Raw genomic sequence first — 16,040 nt, 5'->3', positions numbered from 1 at the left:
TTCCGGATGGCAGGAGCGTCCTGCCTGTTTTACTCCATGGCGGCGCGCTTGTGGGCGCGGGCGGTTTTCCAGGCGGCGTAGGCCTGCGGCATGCAGACCGCGCAGGGACGGTAGCCGGCGGCGACGGCGCTGGCCTCGTCCAGGAAGAAGACGCGCTGCGCGGCATAGCCGCCTTGCGCCAGCGCGCGCGCGGCGGCGCGGCAATCCAGGCGGCCGTAGAGGCGGCCGCGGCGGTGGCCGCCCAACGTGCCGGGCTCGGCGCTGAGCAAGGGCTGTCCATCGGCGCCGATCAGGCGCCAGCGGCGCGCGGGCGTGTTCATGGCAGCAGCGCCAGGCCGACGCGCCGGCCGGCGCGCACCGGACTGATGGCCTGCCGCAGGCTGGCGCGGTAGAAACCGTGCGCGCCGCGGCAGGGCCGGTGGGCGGTGGGAATGAGCGCGGCGTCGCCCTGTCGCAGGGGGATGACGATGGGGCGCGATTGCATGCGCGGGCGCTGCTCGGTGAGCACGAGTTCGCCGCCTGCGAAGTCGCGCTTCGGGTCCGACAGCAGGGCGACGAGCTGCAGCGGGAAGACGTCGGGCGCGGGTTCGTGCTGCGTCAGCGGCCGCGCGTGGCCGGTCTCGACGATGTCCAGGCGGATATCGGGCTGCGCGCCGGCCGGCGCCGAGGCCGGATAGCGCCAGCCGGTCTGCAGGGTTTGCGCCCAGGCGTTGGCCAGCGGCGCGAGCTGCGCGTAAAGCGCGGCATGCAGCGGCGCGAACGCGCCGGCCGCGACGCCCGGGCCTTGCGGCGGCAGGCAGGCAAGCAGCGCGGCGATGGCCGGCGCGTCGAACAGCGCGGGCAGCAGGGCCCAGCCGTCGCGGTCCAGCCGCGCGTGCAGGGCGGCGCGGTCCAGGGCGGCGATGGCCGCGGCGCCGGCTTGCAGGATACCGGGCGTCAGGGCGGGCGTCATGGGGTGGCCGCTTCGCGGCGCAGCAGTTCGCGCTTGCGGTCCACGCCCCAGCGGTAGCCGGACAGGTCGCCGTCGCGCCGCACTACGCGGTGGCACGGGATGGCCACCGCGATCCGGTTGGCTGCGCAGGCCTGCGCCACGGCGCGCACGGCCTTGGGCGCGCCGATGCGCTCGGCGATGTCGGTGTAGCTGACGGTGGCGCCCGGCGGCACTTCGCGCAACGCCTGCCAGACGCGCTCCTGGAAGGCGGTGCCGCGCACGTCCAGCGGCAGGTTCAGGCCCAGGGCGGGCGCTTCGACAAAGCCCACCACCTCGGCCACCAGGCGCTCGAAGCCGGCGTCGCCGCCGATCAGCGTGGCGCGCGGGAACAAGTCCTGCAACTGGCGCACCAGGTAGTCGGGGTCGTCGTCGAGCAGGATGGCGCAGATGCCGAGCTGGCTTTGCGCCACCAGGATGGCGCCCAGCGCGCACTGGGCGACGGCGAAGCGGATGCGGGCGTTGGCGCCGCCGGCGCGGTAGGCGCGCGGCGCCATGCCCAGCAGTTGCTGCGAGGCCTCGTAGAAGCGGCTGTTGGAATTGAAGCCGGCGTCGTAGATGGCCGCCGTGACGCTGGCCGATTCGCCCAGCTCGGCGCGCAGGCGGCGCGCGCGCTGGGCGCTGGCATAGGCCTTGGGCGTGAGGCCGGTTTCGGCCTTGAACAGGCGGTGCAGGTGGAACGGGCTCAGGCCCACGTGGGCGGCCAGTGCCTCGAGCGTGGGCGGGGTGTCGGCTTGCTCGATATGGCGGCAGGCGGCGGCCACCAGCGCGCTGTGCTGGCGCGCGGTGACGGTGCGGTCGGCCGCGTTGTGGCGGCTGGGCCGGTAGCCGGCGGCGCGCGCCGCCTCGGCGTTGTCGAAGAACTCCACGTTCTCGCGGCGCGGCAGGCGCGCCGCGCTGCTGGGCCGGCCGTACACGCCGGTGGTGCGCACGGCATAGACGAAGTGGCTGTCGGCCGCCGGGTCGCGCGCCTGGACGGCGGCCCAGCGCGCTTCGGGCGTGGCGTAGGCTGGAGCGGGGCGGACGGGGAGGTTCATGGCGGGGTTCGGGCAGTGGCGTATGGCTGCAATGTAGGGCGCGATTGCGCCGCAAGCACTACGTTTCTTGCGCGCGAATCCGCGCCTCGGGCGGCACGCGCCACAGATACCAGGCCGCCAGCGTGCGGTACGGCCCCCAGGCCTGGCCGATGTCGCGCATCTGGCGCGCGGTGGGCGTGGCGGCGCCGCCCTTGAGGCGCCGGTAGCCGTCGCGCACGCCGAAGTCGTCGGCCGGCAGGATGTCGGCGCGCGCCAACGTGTAGATCAGCAGCATTTCCACGGTCCAGCGGCCCACGCCGCGCAGCGTGGTCAGGCGCTCGACCAGCGCCTGGTCGCTCATGCGCCGCGCGGCGCGCCGGTCCGGCACCACGCCGTCGCGCGCGGCCTGGGCGATGCCCAGGATGGTCTGGGTCTTGGCCGCCGAAAAGCCGCAGGCGCGCAAGGCGGCCGGGTCGGCGGCCAGCAATTGGCCGGGAGCGGGAAAGGCGCCGCCGGGAAACAGCGCCAGCAGGCGTCCAACGATGGCGTCGCCGGCGCGCGCGTGCAACTGCTGGTAGGCGATGGCGCGCACCAGCGCTTCATAGGGTTCGCGCGCCGGCAAGGGGCGGTGCAGGCAGGCGCCGGTGGCGGCGACGTGCCTGCGCCAGTCGGCGTCCAGGCCGGCGAGAAAGCGCTCGGCGTGGGCGTAGGCGGCAGGGCTGAGGGTGGCGGCGGTCATGGTCGGCGTGGGCGCGGCAGTGGGGCCATGACACTAGGATAGCGCGCGCCGGCGCGCACCCGGTTTCTTGCCCGGGCTTGCGCCGGTCCCCGGCCGGCGCGCTACTCGCGCGCCTTGCCGGCCTGCTCGGCGACGTCCGGGCAGGGCGGCGCGTTCCGGGCGGCCTCGGCGATCTGCTCGGGCGTGAGGTCCTGCTTGTGCGTGGCGATGGACCACAGGTGGCCGAACGGGTCGCGCACCTGGCCATAGCGGTCGCCCCAGAACATGTCGGTGACCGGCATCACGGAGGTGGCGCCGGCCGCCACCGCCTGCGCGTGGGCGGCGTCCACGTCTTCGACGTACAGGTGCAGCACGACCGGCGTGCCGTTGAGCGCCTTGGGGTCGGGGGTGTCCCACTCGGGGAAGGCGTCCATCAGCATCAGGGTCGAATCGCCGATGCGTACGGCGCCATGCATCAGCCGGCCGTCGGGGCCGGCCAGGCGCGCCATTTCGACCGCGCCGAATGCCTTGATGTAGAAATCGATGGCGCGCGCGGCGCCGGCGCAGATGATGTGCGGCGTGAGGGTGTGCATGCCCTCGGGGATGGGTTTGACGGCGGTGGCCATGGGGTGTCTCCGGCAGGAAGGGGAGGCGCCGGCGGCGCCGGCCTGGAGCAGGCGCGGCGGCGCGGGCAGTGGGTGCAGCACTCACTGTGCCGCAAAAAACGCGCGCCCGCGACGGGCAATCGCGACAATGTGCCGGGGTGTTTGCGACAGGCGCGGCCGGGGCCGGATCAGGCGCGGACCAGGCGCACCCGGGTGATCTCGGAGGGGGCGCCCAGGCGCTTGGGCGGGCCCCAGTAGCCGGTGCCGCGGCTGGTATAGACCCACATCGGGCCGTAGCGGTGCAGGCCGGCGGTGAAGGGCTGCTGCAGGCGCACGAACCAGTTCCAGGGCAGGAACTGGCCGCCGTGGGTATGGCCGGACAACTGCAGCGTGTAGCCCAGCGGCGCGGCCGCGGCGGCGCTGCGCGGCTGGTGGGCCAGCAGCAGGCGCACGGCGGCCCTGGCCGGCGCGCCGGCCAGGGCCTGCGCGGGGTTGCTGCGCTGGCTGGCGTCGAACGCCGCGGCGCCGTAGTCGGTGACGCCGGCCACCACCAGCGCGGCGTCGCCGCGCCGCACGACGCGGTGTTCGTTCTGCAGCACGCACAGGCCCAGGCGGCGGAATTCCTGCACCCAGGCCGCCGCGCCCGAATAGTATTCGTGGTTGCCGGTCACCAGGTAGACGCCGTCGGGCGCGCGCAGCGCGGCCAGCGGCTGGGTGTGCGGCGCCAGGTGCGCCACCGGGCCGTCGACCACGTCGCCGGTGACGGCGACGAGGTCCGGTCCGGCCGCGTTGACGGCGTCGACGACGGCCTGCAGGTAGCGCCGCTTGATGGTGGGGCCGACGTGCAGGTCGCTGATCTGCACGATGGTGTAGCCCTGCAGCGCGGCGGGCAGCGCGTCGATGGGCACGTCCACCGTCACCACGCGGGCGCGCCGCCGCGCATTGGCCAGACCGAGCAGCGTGGCGGCCAGCGCCAGCAGCGGCACGGCCGGCGCCGAGGCGGCGCGCAGCGCATCCATGGGCACGGGCAGCGCGGCCAGCGCGGCCAGCCAGGCCAGCAGCAGCGCCGCGTCGCGCAGCACGGTCAGCACGAACAGCGACGAGAAATACCCCATCGCCACCAGGCCCACGGCGGCCAGCCGGTCGCCCCAGGGCTGGCGCCCCGAAGCGTGGCTGGCCATGCCCAGCGGGATCAGCACGCAGCTGGCGCACAGGGCCAGGATGGCGGCGGCGACGCCGGCGGCCGGCAGGCCGGCGTCGGGAATCAGGCGCGCGCCCACGTACACGTGCGCCAGGGCGCCCAGCGTCAGGAAGCGGATGAAAAAGGCGGAGCGGCGCAGCGACATGGCGGGCAGGGAGGGCGGCAATGCCTTGCATCTTAGCGTGCGGCCGCTGGGGTGCCTGTCCCCGGTGGGACAGGCACCGTGCAGCGCGGCGCGCCTTCCGGGTGCCTGTCCCCGTGGGGACAGGCACCATGCCACCGTGCCACCGCCCGGAAACGCCAACAACTGATATGCTTTTTTTACCATCAATTGAATCTGTACTGATTTCGGCATGCTGCGTAGCATCAAAGCCGTGCTCCGGGACCTTCCCGGAGACCGTTTTTGACAGGCACGATGCCCGCGGGAGCCACACATGATGAGTAGCGAAGCCCTACTCCTGGCCCGGATTCAGTTCGGATTCACGATTTCCTTTCACATCATCTTCCCGGCCATCACTATCGGCCTGGCGAGCTATCTCGCCGTGCTCGAAGGATGCTGGCTGCGCACCCGCGATACGGTGTATCGCGATCTGTACCATTTCTGGAGCAAGGTGTTCGCCGTCAACTTCGGCATGGGCGTGGTGTCGGGCCTGGTGATGGCCTACCAGTTCGGTACCAACTGGAGCGCCTTCTCCGAGTTTGCCGGCAGCATCACGGGGCCCCTGCTGGCCTACGAGGTGCTGACCGCGTTCTTCCTGGAGGCGGGCTTTCTTGGCGTGATGCTGTTCGGCTGGTCGCGCGTGGGGCCGCGCCTGCATTTCTTCTCGACCATCATGGTGGCGCTGGGCACGCTGGTCTCGGCCACCTGGATCCTGGCTTCCAACAGCTGGATGCAGACGCCGGCCGGCTACGAGATCGTCGATGGGCGGGTGGTGCCGGTGGACTGGCTGGCGGTGATCTTCAATCCGTCCTTTCCGTATCGCCTGGCGCACATGGGCATCGCCGCCTTCCTGGCCACCGCGCTGCTGGTGGCCGCTTCGGGCGCCTGGCACCTGCTGCGCGGCCACCGCACGCCGGCGGTGCGCAGGATGTTCGCCATGGCGCTGGGCATGCTGGCCATCGCCGCGCCGCTGCAGGCCGTGGTGGGCGACATGCACGGCATCAATACGCTCAAGCACCAGCCGGCCAAGATCGCCGCCATCGAGGGGCATTGGGAAAACGTGCCGGGCGAGGGCGTGCCGCTGCACCTGTTCGGCGTGCCGGACATGCAGGCCGAGACCACGCGCTACGCGCTGAGCGTGCCGCGCCTGGGCAGCCTGATCCTGACCCACAGCCTGGACGGCCAGTTTCCCGGCCTGAAGTCGTATCCGCCGGCCGACCGTCCCAACGCGACCGTGGTGTTCTGGAGTTTCCGCGTGATGGTGGGGCTGGGCATGCTGGCGATCGCGCTGGCCGCGTGGGCCGGCTGGGCGCGGCTGCGCGGCCGGCTGTACGACTCGCGCGCGCTGCAGCGCTTCGCGCTGGCGATGGGGCCGTCGGGGCTGGTCGCGATCCTGGCGGGCTGGTACACGACCGAGATCGGCCGCCAGCCATGGATCGTGCAGGGGCTGATGCGCACGGCCGACGCGGCGACCCCGCACGGCGTGCCGGCGCTGACGCTGACCCTGCTGCTGTTCGTGTTCGTCTATCTGATCGTGTTCGGCGCCGGCATCGCCTACGTGCTGCGCCTGATCGCGCGCGGCCCGTCGGGCAGCGCGCCGGCCGGCGGCGAGCCGGGGCTGGTCCAGCGTCCGCTGGCCGCGGCGCAGCAGGGAGGGCTGTGAAATGGGTGTCGATCTTTCGCTGATCTGGGCCATCATCATTCTGTTCGGCGTGATGATGTATGTGGTGATGGACGGCTTCGACCTGGGCATCGGCGTGCTGTTTCCCCTGCTGCCCGGCAAGTCGGACCGCGACGTCATGATGAACACGGTGGCGCCGGTCTGGGACGGCAACGAGACCTGGCTGGTGCTGGGCGGCGCGGGCCTGCTGGCGGCCTTTCCGCGCGCGTATGCCGTGGTGCTCGGCGCCCTGTACCTGCCGCTGGTGTTCATGCTGCTGGGCCTGGTGTTTCGCGGCGTGGCGTTCGAGTTCCGCTTCAAGGCCGACGAACATCATCGTCCGTTCTGGGACCGCGCCTTCATCGGCGGCTCGGTGGCCGCGGCCTTCTTCCAGGGCGCCACGCTCGGCGCGTACCTGCAGGGTATCGAGCTGGTCGACGGCGCGTACCAGGGCGGCCCGTGGGGCTGGGTCACGCCGTTCTCGCTCTTTTGCGGCGCGGGCCTGGTGGTGGCGTACGCCTTGCTGGGCTGCACCTGGCTCATCATGAAGACCGAGGGCGCGCTGCAGCAGCGCATGATCGTGGCGGCGCGCCCGCTGACCGGCGCGCTGCTGGCGGTGATCGCGGTCATCAGCGTCTGGACGCCGCTGATCGAGCCGGCCATTGCCCGGCGCTGGTTCAGCCTGCCCAATTTCTACGCGTTCGCGCCGGTGCCCGTGCTGGTGCTGGCGGCGGCCTGGGGGCTGTTGCGCGCCTTGCGCGGGCAGCCGGACATGGCGCCGTTCCTGCTGACGCTGGCGCTGGTGTTCCTGGGCTACAGCGGCCTGTGCATCAGCCTGTGGCCGCACGCGATTCCGCCCGGCGTCACCCTGTGGGAGGCGGCCGCGCCGCCGCAGAGCCAGGGCTTCGCGCTGGTGGGGGCGCTGTTCATCGTGCCCATCATCCTGACTTACACTGCCTGGTCGTACTACGTGTTCCGCGGCAAGGTACGCGCCGGCGACGGCTATCACTGAGGAGGCCGCCATGATGGAAGATGCCCTGGACAGACCCGCGTCGACGCTGCGCCGCCTGGGCTGGCTGGCGCTGTTGTGGGCCGGCGGCGTGGCCGGCCTGGGGCTGGCGGCCGGCGGACTGAAACTGATCATGAAACTGGCCGGCTTGACGCCGTGACGACCGGGGCCGCGAATTGAAGCTGAAGCGCTATGAAGTGCTTGCCGACGAAATCACCGCATCGATCCAGGCCGGCACGCGCCGCGCCGGCGACCGCCTGCCGTCGGTGCGCCAGACCAGCGCCAGCCGCGGCCTGAGCGCCACCACGGTCTTCAAGGCCTATTACCTGCTGGAGGCGCGCGGCCTGATCCGCGCGCGCGACCGTTCGGGCTACTACGTGGTGGGCAAGCCCAAGGCGTTGCCGCCCGAACTGGAGGCCGGCGCGCCGGCCGAGTCGCGGCGCGTGGACGTGGATGTCAGCGACCGGGTGCTGCACGTGCTGCAGCTGACCATGCGGCGCGACGTGGTGCCGTTCGGCTCGGCGTTTCCGCATCCCTCGCTGTTTCCGCACGCGCGGCTGGCGCGCGCCATGGCTTCCAGCGTCGCGGCGCTGGACCCCTGGAGCTCGGTCGACGACCTGAGCGCGGGCAACACGCGGCTGCGCCGCGCCATCGCGCTGCGCTACCTGGCCGACGGCGTGCAGGTGCGCACCGAGGACATCGTGATCACCAACGGCGCGCTGGAGGCCCTGAACCTGTGCCTGGGCGCGGTGACGCGGCCGGGCGATTCGGTGCTCATCGAATCGCCCACGTTCTACTCGGCCCTGCAATCGCTGGAGCGGCTGGGCTTGCGCGCCATCGAGGTGCCGGCCCATCCGCGCGAGGGCATCGAGCTCGATGCGCTGGCGCGCGCCATCGACACGCACCGGCCGGCCGCCTGCTGGCTGATGACCAATTTCCAGAATCCGCTGGGCAGCCTGATGCCCGAGGGCAAGAAGCGCGCCCTGGTCGAACTGCTGGCCGCGCGCGACGTGCCGCTGATCGAGGACGACGTCTACAGCGAGCTGTACTTCGGCGCGCAGCGGCCGCTGCCGGCCAAGGCCTATGACGAGAGCGGCATCGTGATGAGCTGTTCGTCGTTCTCCAAGAGCCTGGCGCCGGGCTGGCGCATCGGCTGGGTGCTGGGCGGGCGTTATGCCGACCGGATCCTGCGCGGCAAGCTGGCGCTGTCGCTGTCGACGTCGGCGCCGTCGCAGGCGGCGCTGGCCACCTACCTGGAGCATGGCGGCTACGACCGCCACCTGCGGCAACTGCGCCAGACGCTGGAGCAGCAGCGCAACCAGGTCATGGAGGCGATCGCCCGGCATTTCCCGCCGGGCACGCGCACCACCCACCCCGACGGCGGGTACTTCCTGTGGGTGGCGCTGCCGCCGCAGGTCGATGCGCTGGCGGTGCACCGCGCCGCGCTGTCGCTGGGCGTGAGCACCGCGCCCGGGCCGATCTTCTCGGTGCAGGACCGCTTTCGCCATTGCCTGCGGCTGAACTACGGCCACCCCTTCGACGCGCGCGCGCAGGACGGCCTGGCCACGCTGGGCAAGCTGATCGCGCGGCAGTGCTGAAGGCCCGCGCCAGACCTTGGTGCCTGTCCCCGCGGGGACAGGCACCGCATACGCATGAACGTGACGCCAGCAGGTATCATGCAAGCCTGTTTCGACGGAGTGTCATGACATGTATCGCGGCCACGAAGCGATCAAGCAATTCATGCAGGCCATCGGCCTGCCCTGGACGCCGGGCCAGGCCGAAAGCGCCGAGCTGCGCGCCAGCTACCGCATCGGCAGCGGGCGGCCGCTCAATATCGACCGCACGCGGGTCGAGTTCCATTGCGACGACGCGCGCGCCAAGGTGTGGGTGCCCGAGTTCGCCCGCACCAGTTTCCACCAGTGGTTCGAGGTGGCCTACCAGGATTTCGAGTACGCGCCCGGCGCCTCGATGCTGAAGATCAAGGCCGCTGCGCGCGGCAACGCGGCGGCCTACAGCGTGGGCCTCAAGCCGCTGGCCTGAGGCCCGCCGCCTAGGCCTTCTCTAGCCGCGCGGGCAGGCCCTGACGCACGGCGGCGCCGGATACCCAGTCGATCCACACGTTGTCGCGCAGCGCGCGGGTGGCGTCGCCAAAGCCCAGGTCATTGAGATTGACGCCGGCGGCCAGCGCCGGGTCGTGCGGCATGGGCTGGCCGTCGACCACATGGGCGCGCGCGCCCAGTTCGGTGTGGCCGTAGCCGTGCTCGATGGCGATGGCGCCGGCCTGCACGCCGTCGCGCACCAGCGCAAGCCCGGTGACCGCGCCGCCCGGCGTGACGATGCGCACCGCGTCGCCATTGCCGATGCCCAGGCGCGAGGCGTCGGCGCGGCTGATCGAGACCGGGTTGTGCGGGTGCACCTGGCGCAGCCGGCTCACGCCGATCGACATCGAGCTCATCAGGTTGGATTTGAACGAGCTCAGCAGGAACGGCCAGTCGGCCTGCGGATATTGCTCGCGCATGGCGCGGCCGTCGGCCAGCCGGGTCGGGTACCAGGTGGGGCAGCCGCTGTAGGGCTCGCCGGTCATCGCATGGCGCATGCGCGCCAGGTCTTCGCTCCAGACGTGCAGCGGCTTGCGGTAGGGCGGGTGGACGCGGCCGTCGCGCCAGACGTCCTCGGCCGCGTCGAAGCGGCCGCCGCGGCTCATCAGCAGTGCCACGCGGCGCCATTCGTCTTCGTGCAGCGTGCGCCGCAGCAGGTCGGCGTGGCGGTCCACGCCGGTCAGGGCCAGGTCGTCCTCGCTGGCCTCGGCCACCGGCGCGCCGCCGGCATAGGCCATGTTGGCCATGCCGCGCAGGAAGAAGTCGCTGGCCGTATCCAGCGCATGGCGCCGGCCGTCGCGGCCGGCGATCGCATCTGCGCCGAAGCCGGGCATGCCCAGCCGCTTGGCGCACGCGATCAGGAACGACTCCAGGCACACCGGCTCGCCGTCCGCGGTGCGCGCCACGCGCGGCGCCACGGCCGGCCAGCGCACGGTCGAGGCCTTGGCCTGCACGTCTGCCCAGGGCGCCGACACGCCCCAGCTTTCGTAGGTGATGGTGTCGGGCACGATGTAGTCGGCCAGCGCGTTGGTTTCGTTGATGAAGGCATTGATCGACACGGACAGCGGCAGCAGGCCGGGGTCGCGCAGCTTGTCGGCGATCACGTTCTTCAGCCCCGCGATGGCGTAGACGGGGTTGCTCATGTGGTTGAGCCACACCTTGGCGCGATAGGGGTAGCCGGCCAGCGCCGAGGCGAGCATTTCCGAGCTCAGCGCGCCGGTCGCCGGATACCAGGGCGAGCGCGCCGGGTAGGGCGATTGGCCCGCTTCGGCCTTGCGGCGGTACTCGCTGCTTTTCTCGTAGGGGAAGCGGTTGCGCGACAGCGAGACGCCGCGCGGCGCGACGCGGCCGGCAAAGCCGGCGATGTCGTAGCGCGGGCCCTTGCCGTAGGGCGCGAACGGGCCGCCGTCGAGCACCAGCCCGCCGGCCACGTTGAGGTTGCCCACCAGGGTGTTGAGCATGGCGATGGCGTAGGCCGTGTAGAACCCGGCGCCGCTCATGGTGCCGCCATGCGCGTCGGCCACCGCCTGCTTGCCGTGGCTGGTGAAGCGTTCGGCCAGCCCGGCGATCCGCGCGGCGGGCACGCCGCTGTGCCGGGCGTATTCGTCCAGCGTCATGCGGCGCGCCTCGCGGCGCAGTAGCGCCAGCGCCGAGCTGGCGCGCACGCCGCCCAGGCCGGGCGCCACGCCTTCGGCGGGCAGGTCGCGCTCGACGAACAGCGCGGCGGGGCCGGCATGGGTATGCGGGGCCAGCGTGCCGTCGGGCCGTTGCACCACGTAGACGTCCTCGGCCTGCGGGTCGGCGCCGGCGCGCGGCCAGCCCAGGTCGGCGCCGCGCAGGCAGCTGCCGTGGCGGGCGTGTCCGGGGGCGTCGATGACCAGGTGGGTGGCGTTGGTCCAGGCCGCTTCGCCGGCCGCGTCCATGGCGGCCGGACCGGGCTGCGACAGCATGGCGGCGTCGTAGCGGTCGTGCTCGAGTATCCAGCGGATCATGCCCATGACCAGCGCCAGGTCGCCGGCCGGGTCGACCGCCAGCCATTCGTTGCCGCTGCCGGCCGCCAGGCTGGCGCTGGCGGGCAGCACCGGCGAGACCACCACGTAATGAAAGCCCGCGCCGTCGTCGCGCACGCGCGCCTCGGCCAGCTGGCGGCCCTGGCGCTGGAACGGGTTGCCCGACTGCGCCGGCGCCGTGCCGATGAACAGGCCGAAGCGCGCGCGCGTCCAGTCCGGCTTGCCGTGCGGCATGCCCTTGAGGTCGCCGAACGCGGCGCCGGTGCCGACACGGAAGCTCTGGCCGCAGTACGAGCCGTGGTTGGATACGTTGACGGTGCCGAACGACTGCGCGGCGAAGCGCTGGATCAGCGGCGTGCGGCCTTCGTTGGCCGAGTCGGTGAACAGCAGCTGGTTCGAGCGCGGTCCGTATTCGGGGTTGTCGGGATCCAGCGGCGTGACCGGGTCGTAGATGGCGCGCAGGCCGTCCACATGGCCTTCGCCGAACAGGTCGCCGCCTTCGCACACTTCTTCCACCAGCTGCTCGAACGAAATGGTGCGCCACTGGCCCGCGCCGCGCGGGCCGACCCGCTTGAGCGGCTGCAGCACGCGGTAGGGGCTGGTCAGCTGCTCCAGCATGGCCGAGCCGCGCGCGCACGAGGTGGCGCGGCCTTCCAGGCCGTTGTCGCCGCCGAGCCGGGCGTAGACCTCGCGCACCGGCGCGTGCATGGGCGCCGGCTGCGTGGTGGCCAGCGGGTGGTAGGGGTTGCCCGCCACGCGCAGGATGCGGTTGGTTTCCGTGTCCACGCGCAGGCGCACGCCGCACTGGGTCCAGCAGCCCAGGCAGCTGGAGGGGCTGACGGTCTGGCCCGGCTGGGCCGACAGCGCGCCGGTGACCGGATCGATGCGGAATTCCGGGGTGAGCGAATTGCCGCGCAAGGCGTCGGCGGTGGGCGCGCCGGCGCTGCCCTGGGCCAGGCCCTTGACGGCGCGGGCCACGGTTTCGCCGTAGCCGGTGGCGAAGGCGGCCATGCCGCCGGCCACGGCGCCGCCGCGGGCGATCAGCTTGCGGCGGCGCGCGTCGGCCGGCGCGTTGGGGTCGGGGGTGGGGTGCTGCTTGGGCATGGAATGTCCGTATGAGGTATTCGGGTTCAGCGGGCCGGGGCGGCGGTGCGCGCGGGAAAGCGTTCCAGCGCCCAGGCCAGGGCGGCGACCAGCGCCACGCACAGGCCGAGCACGCCCGCCATGCCCAGCAATCCGTCGCTGCCCCAGGGCATGTCGTACAGGTAGAGGCCGGCGCCGTACTTGGGCACGCCCTGCACATTCATGAAGACGACCCAGCGGAAGGTCCAGGCCGCCGCCAGCAGGGTCAGCGCCAGGGCCAGCGAGGCGGCCGGGCCGGCCAGCCGGGCGGGGCGCATCTGCAGCAGCGCCGCCATGCACAGGCCGGTGGCGATCGCGCCGGCCAGGCTGGCGCGCCAGGCCGGGAACTGCGCGAACAGGCGCAGCGCGGCGTCGAACGAGGGCTCGTGGCCCAGCAGGCCGAGCACGGCCCAGGCGCCCGCGCTCGCGGCCAGCGCCGCCAGCGCGGCCATGGCCAGGCGGCGCAGCAGCGCCATCGGCACGGCGGCCAGGCCGCCCGGCAGCCAGCGGCCCAGCAGCAGCATGGCGCCCAGCGCGCCCAGCCAGCCGGTCAGCGCGAAATTGATGGGCAGGAATACCGTGTGCCACAGCGGGCGCGAGCGCAGCACCATGACCTCCGAGCCGGTATAGACCAGGATGGACAGCGCCGACAGCGCCAGGGGCACGGCCAGCGCCCGCATGGCGCGCCGCCAGCCCAGCCACCACGCCGCGCACAGGCCCAGCGCCAGCGCCGCGTACAGCGGCAGCAGCAGCGCGCCCAGCCACATCCACGACCAGGGCGTGGCCTGCGTGTAGAAATGCCAGAAGCGGCCGGGCTGGTGCAGGTCGGCCAGCAGGGACACCGGCGCGGCCACGGCGCTGACGGCCAGCACCGCGATGGCGGCCGGCAGCAGGCGCGCGCGCGCCGAGCCGGGCCGGCCGAAGGCGCAGGCCGACGCGGTCAGCGCGGTGGCCGCGCTGATGCCGATCAGGAAGAAGTACTGCACGGCCCAGGGCAGCCAGGCCGCGTCGTAGACGGGAGTGATGAGTTCCGAGATGCGCATGGATGCCTCGCCTTCAGTGCCGGCCGGCCAGGCGCACGCCGGCCTGGCCATCGATCTGGTTGACGAACGCGTCGGGCAGGCCGATGTAATACACATGCGGATCGGTGCGCATGTCGGGCTTGAGCACCTTGACCTCGTCGCGGTGCTCGGCCAGCAGGCGCGAGACGGCGCTGGCGGGGTCGTTCAGGTCGCCGATGACGCGCGCCCCGCCCACGCAGCTCTCCACGCAGGCCGGCAGCAGGCCCGCCTCCAGGCGGTGCTCGCAGAACGTGCACTTGTCGGCGGTCTGGGTCTCGTGGTTGATGAAGCGGGCGTCGTAGGGGCAGGCCTGCACGCAATAGCCGCAGCCCACGCAGCGTTCGTTGTCCACCAGCACGATGCCGTCCTCGCGCTGGAAGGTGGCCTGCACCGGGCACACCGGCACGCACGGCGGGTTGTCGCAGTGGTTGCACAGGCGCGGCAGCATCACCATCGAACAGGGGCCGCCATCGTCGGGCAGCACCTCGTACTGCAGCACGGTGGTGCGGAATTGCCCGATGGGCGGCAGGTTTTCCATCGAACAGCTGACCGTGCAGGCCTGGCAGCCGATGCATTTGCGCAGGTCGACCACCATGCCGTAGCGCTTGCCCGCGGCGCCGGGCCGGCGCGGCGGCTGGGCGTTCATGCCGGCGCGCGCTTCGGGGGCGATGGGGATGACGGTGGCCGTGGCGGCCAGCCCCAGCAATTCCTTGAGAAAACCGCGTTTGCCGGGCGCGGGAGGCCGGTCGGAGGAGGGCGCGTTGTGCATAGTCCTGCAGCTTGTCTTTGGGCCGGTAGCCGCTGCCGCCCGGGCCTGGGTGCGCCGCCTGTCCCGTTCCCGGTGATTCGAGCCATAAACTTATCACTCGTAGTTATATAAAGCCTTGATATGGGTCAAGACCGTAGTAAAGCGGCGCGGTATTTATGAGGCGATGTAAAAAACGTGCCGCTTCATGTCAGCGCGGCGCGAGGCCGTCACTTTTTTCGGGGCGAGATGCTAAGGTGTCTGCCACCCTGGCGCGTGGGCGAGGCGTTGCGGCGCCTGCCTGCGGCCGGTCGGTCATCAACCCATAGCGAGGCAAGCATGAAGAAAACGATCATCGCGAGCGCGGCGTGCGCGGCGCTGCTGGCCACCTCGGGCGCGGTCCTGGCCCAATCGGGCGCGAGCCTGACACCGGACCAGCTGCAGCACCTGGACACCGACAAGAGCGGCGGCGTCAGCCAGAAGGAGTACCAGGCCTTCATGGAAGCGTCGTTCGCCAAGCTGGACGCCAACGGCGACGGCAGCCTCACCCGCCAGGAACTGCCCCAGGAAGTCTCCGACGCGCAGTTCACCGCCATGGACGCCAACAAGGACGGGCGCGTCAGCCGCCAGGAGTTCCTGGGCCAGGTGATGCGCGACTTCGCCACCGCCAGCCGCGGCGGCGAACTGAAGTAGCGCGGCCCGCGCCCGCCGCCGCTCAGGGCGGCGGGAAGTTCGGCGTGGCGTGCACCCGCTGCAGGAACGCGCGCGTCAGCGCCACGATGGGCGCGAGATGGGTTTCCAGCGCCCAGTGGCCGGCCGGCAGCAGATGCAGTTCGGCGTCGGGCAGGTCGCGCAGATAGGCGCGCGCCGCGGCTTCGGGCATGTAGCCGTCGTGCACGCCCCAGACGATCAGCGTGGGCGGCTGGCGCTCGCGCAGGTAGGCCTGGTAGCGCGGAAACCAGGCCAGGTTGTCTTCCAGCCCCTCCATCAGCCCCACCATGATCTCGCGGCGGCGCGGTTCGCGCAGCAGCGCCCAGGCCAGCTTCCACATGTCCGGGGTGATGCAGTCGGCCTGCTCGTCGGGCAGGTCGTTGAGAAATTCGTCGCGCAATCCTTCCTCGCTGACCGCCAGGCTCAGCTTGTAGCGGCCCTCCAGCGTGGGGTCGGCCCAATACGCCTGCAGCGGGGCGTAGCGCGGGCCCAGCTCGTCTTCGTAGATGTCGCCGTTCTGGATGATCAGGCCGCTGACCTTGTCCGGCTCGCGCATGGCCAGGCGCAGGCCGATCTGCGAACCGTAGTCGTGCAGGTAGAGGGCATAGCTGGGCAGCCCCAGCGCATGGGCGAACTGCTGCAGGAAGTCGGTGTAGTGCTCGAAGTCGCACGCAAAGCGCGCCGTGTCCGGCGTGTCGCTGTAGCCGAAGCCGGGAAAGTCCGGCGCCAGCAGCCGCCATTGGTCGGCCAGCGCGGGCATGAAATCGCGGTACTGGAACGACGAACAGGGATAGCCATGCGGCAGCAGCACGACCGGCGCGTCCGCGGGGCCGGCTTCGCGATAGAAAATGCGCAGCTCGTCGAGGTCCAGGTAGCGATGCTTGACACGGGCGTCCGCGCTCGGGGAGGTGGTCTGGCTGGATTGGGTCATCGGCA

Annotated in this window: 16 protein-coding genes; 6 read left to right on the top strand and 10 right to left on the bottom strand. The window is 71.9% G+C overall.

What is annotated here, in order from left to right; translation table 11 throughout:
* Positions 1-29 precede the first annotated feature (29 nt).
* From EL288_RS18015 to EL288_RS17990, 6 genes are all read right to left on the bottom strand, one after another.
* Positions 30-320 carry an Ada metal-binding domain-containing protein gene (locus EL288_RS18015; protein ID WP_003809126.1) on the bottom strand — a complete coding sequence of 97 codons (291 nt, stop codon included), beginning with the start codon at positions 318-320 and terminating at the stop codon, positions 30-32.
* A complete protein-coding gene (locus tag EL288_RS18010; protein ID WP_003809127.1) occupies positions 317-952 on the bottom strand; it encodes a 2OG-Fe(II) oxygenase in 636 nt (211 codons plus the stop codon). The genes EL288_RS18015 and EL288_RS18010 overlap by 4 nt, the downstream gene beginning before the upstream one ends.
* Entirely contained in the window at positions 949-2,025 is a 1,077-nt protein-coding gene (gene ada, locus EL288_RS18005; RefSeq protein ID WP_003809128.1) for a bifunctional DNA-binding transcriptional regulator/O6-methylguanine-DNA methyltransferase Ada, read from the bottom strand. The genes EL288_RS18010 and ada overlap by 4 nt, the downstream gene beginning before the upstream one ends.
* A gap of 58 nt (positions 2,026-2,083) precedes the next feature.
* Positions 2,084-2,743 (bottom strand): DNA-3-methyladenine glycosylase family protein, encoded by a 660-nt coding sequence (locus tag EL288_RS18000; protein ID WP_003809129.1) that lies wholly within the window; start codon positions 2,741-2,743, stop codon positions 2,084-2,086.
* Positions 2,744-2,844: 101 nt separating this feature from the next.
* Positions 2,845-3,348 (bottom strand): VOC family protein, encoded by a 504-nt coding sequence (locus EL288_RS17995; RefSeq protein WP_003809130.1) that lies wholly within the window; start codon positions 3,346-3,348, stop codon positions 2,845-2,847.
* A 167-nt stretch (positions 3,349-3,515) separates the two neighbouring features.
* Positions 3,516-4,673: a metallophosphoesterase gene (locus EL288_RS17990; RefSeq protein WP_033457867.1), complete on the bottom strand. Its 1,158-nt coding sequence runs from the start codon at positions 4,671-4,673 to the stop codon at positions 3,516-3,518.
* 289 nt (positions 4,674-4,962) lie between these two features.
* On the opposite strand from EL288_RS17990, the gene EL288_RS17985 reads away from it, so the two are divergent.
* The 5 genes from EL288_RS17985 (at position 4,963) to EL288_RS17965 (ending at position 9,397) form a co-directional block, all read left to right on the top strand.
* Positions 4,963-6,351: a cytochrome ubiquinol oxidase subunit I gene (locus tag EL288_RS17985; RefSeq protein ID WP_080703252.1), complete on the top strand. Its 1,389-nt coding sequence runs from the start codon at positions 4,963-4,965 to the stop codon at positions 6,349-6,351.
* A 1-nt stretch (position 6,352) separates the two neighbouring features.
* Positions 6,353-7,360, top strand: coding sequence for a cytochrome d ubiquinol oxidase subunit II (gene cydB, locus EL288_RS17980; protein ID WP_010926101.1), 1,008 nt, complete (start codon positions 6,353-6,355; stop codon positions 7,358-7,360).
* Between the two features lie 10 nt (positions 7,361-7,370).
* On the top strand, positions 7,371-7,517 hold the full coding sequence (locus tag EL288_RS17975) for a DUF2474 family protein (protein ID WP_003809134.1): 147 nt from the start codon (positions 7,371-7,373) through the stop codon (positions 7,515-7,517).
* A 16-nt stretch (positions 7,518-7,533) separates the two neighbouring features.
* Positions 7,534-8,955, top strand: a complete 1,422-nt coding sequence (locus tag EL288_RS17970) for an aminotransferase-like domain-containing protein (protein ID WP_003809135.1) — start codon at positions 7,534-7,536, stop codon at positions 8,953-8,955.
* A 109-nt stretch (positions 8,956-9,064) separates the two neighbouring features.
* Positions 9,065-9,397 carry a hypothetical protein gene (locus tag EL288_RS17965; RefSeq protein WP_003809136.1) on the top strand — a complete coding sequence of 111 codons (333 nt, stop codon included), beginning with the start codon at positions 9,065-9,067 and terminating at the stop codon, positions 9,395-9,397.
* A gap of 10 nt (positions 9,398-9,407) precedes the next feature.
* On the opposite strand, the gene EL288_RS17960 is transcribed toward EL288_RS17965, so the two are convergent.
* Genes EL288_RS17960 through dsrO form a run of 3 tightly spaced genes read right to left on the bottom strand, consistent with a single transcriptional unit; the run spans position 9,408 to position 14,417 of the window.
* Entirely contained in the window at positions 9,408-12,569 is a 3,162-nt protein-coding gene (locus EL288_RS17960; protein WP_033458731.1) for a tetrathionate reductase subunit A, read from the bottom strand.
* A 26-nt stretch (positions 12,570-12,595) separates the two neighbouring features.
* Positions 12,596-13,630, bottom strand: coding sequence for an NrfD/PsrC family molybdoenzyme membrane anchor subunit (gene nrfD / locus EL288_RS17955; protein WP_010926103.1), 1,035 nt, complete (start codon positions 13,628-13,630; stop codon positions 12,596-12,598).
* A gap of 13 nt (positions 13,631-13,643) precedes the next feature.
* On the bottom strand, positions 13,644-14,417 hold the full coding sequence (gene dsrO, locus EL288_RS17950) for a sulfate reduction electron transfer complex DsrMKJOP subunit DsrO (protein ID WP_010926104.1): 774 nt from the start codon (positions 14,415-14,417) through the stop codon (positions 13,644-13,646).
* 315 nt (positions 14,418-14,732) lie between these two features.
* Here dsrO and EL288_RS17945 point away from each other — a divergent pair, with 315 nt between their 5' ends.
* Complete coding sequence (locus EL288_RS17945) at positions 14,733-15,086, top strand: EF-hand domain-containing protein (protein WP_003809146.1); 354 nt, start codon at positions 14,733-14,735, stop codon at positions 15,084-15,086.
* A 22-nt stretch (positions 15,087-15,108) separates the two neighbouring features.
* Here the strand turns inward: EL288_RS17945 and EL288_RS17940 are convergent, their stop codons facing one another.
* Entirely contained in the window at positions 15,109-16,035 is a 927-nt protein-coding gene (locus EL288_RS17940) for an alpha/beta fold hydrolase (RefSeq protein WP_126621998.1), read from the bottom strand.
* Between the last annotated feature and the right edge of the window lie 5 nt (positions 16,036-16,040).

The sequence above is a fragment of the Bordetella bronchiseptica genome (genome assembly GCF_900636925.1).
In the GTDB taxonomy this organism is placed as follows: Bacteria; Pseudomonadota; Gammaproteobacteria; order Burkholderiales; family Burkholderiaceae_B; genus Bordetella; species Bordetella pertussis.
This window is presented reverse-complemented; position numbering and strand designations above follow the sequence as displayed.

Excerpts from the sequence above, each read along its gene's own strand:
- EL288_RS18015 (WP_003809126.1), bottom strand. The coding sequence starts at position 320 with ATGAACACGCCCGCGCGCCGCTGGCGCCTGATCGGCGCCGATGGACAG.
- EL288_RS18010 (WP_003809127.1), bottom strand. The coding sequence starts at position 952 with ATGACGCCCGCCCTGACGCCCGGTATCCTGCAAGCCGGCGCCGCGGCC.
- ada (WP_003809128.1), bottom strand. The coding sequence starts at position 2,025 with ATGAACCTCCCCGTCCGCCCCGCTCCAGCCTACGCCACGCCCGAAGCG.
- EL288_RS18000 (WP_003809129.1), bottom strand. The coding sequence starts at position 2,743 with ATGACCGCCGCCACCCTCAGCCCTGCCGCCTACGCCCACGCCGAGCGC.
- EL288_RS17995 (WP_003809130.1), bottom strand. The coding sequence starts at position 3,348 with ATGGCCACCGCCGTCAAACCCATCCCCGAGGGCATGCACACCCTCACG.
- EL288_RS17990 (WP_033457867.1), bottom strand. The coding sequence starts at position 4,673 with ATGTCGCTGCGCCGCTCCGCCTTTTTCATCCGCTTCCTGACGCTGGGC.
- EL288_RS17985 (WP_080703252.1), top strand. The coding sequence starts at position 4,963 with ATGATGAGTAGCGAAGCCCTACTCCTGGCCCGGATTCAGTTCGGATTC.
- cydB (WP_010926101.1), top strand. The coding sequence starts at position 6,353 with ATGGGTGTCGATCTTTCGCTGATCTGGGCCATCATCATTCTGTTCGGC.
- EL288_RS17975 (WP_003809134.1), top strand. The coding sequence starts at position 7,371 with ATGATGGAAGATGCCCTGGACAGACCCGCGTCGACGCTGCGCCGCCTG.
- EL288_RS17965 (WP_003809136.1), top strand. The coding sequence starts at position 9,065 with ATGTATCGCGGCCACGAAGCGATCAAGCAATTCATGCAGGCCATCGGC.
- EL288_RS17960 (WP_033458731.1), bottom strand. The coding sequence starts at position 12,569 with ATGCCCAAGCAGCACCCCACCCCCGACCCCAACGCGCCGGCCGACGCG.
- nrfD (WP_010926103.1), bottom strand. The coding sequence starts at position 13,630 with ATGCGCATCTCGGAACTCATCACTCCCGTCTACGACGCGGCCTGGCTG.
- dsrO (WP_010926104.1), bottom strand. The coding sequence starts at position 14,417 with ATGCACAACGCGCCCTCCTCCGACCGGCCTCCCGCGCCCGGCAAACGC.
- EL288_RS17945 (WP_003809146.1), top strand. The coding sequence starts at position 14,733 with ATGAAGAAAACGATCATCGCGAGCGCGGCGTGCGCGGCGCTGCTGGCC.
- EL288_RS17940 (WP_126621998.1), bottom strand. The coding sequence starts at position 16,035 with ATGACCCAATCCAGCCAGACCACCTCCCCGAGCGCGGACGCCCGTGTC.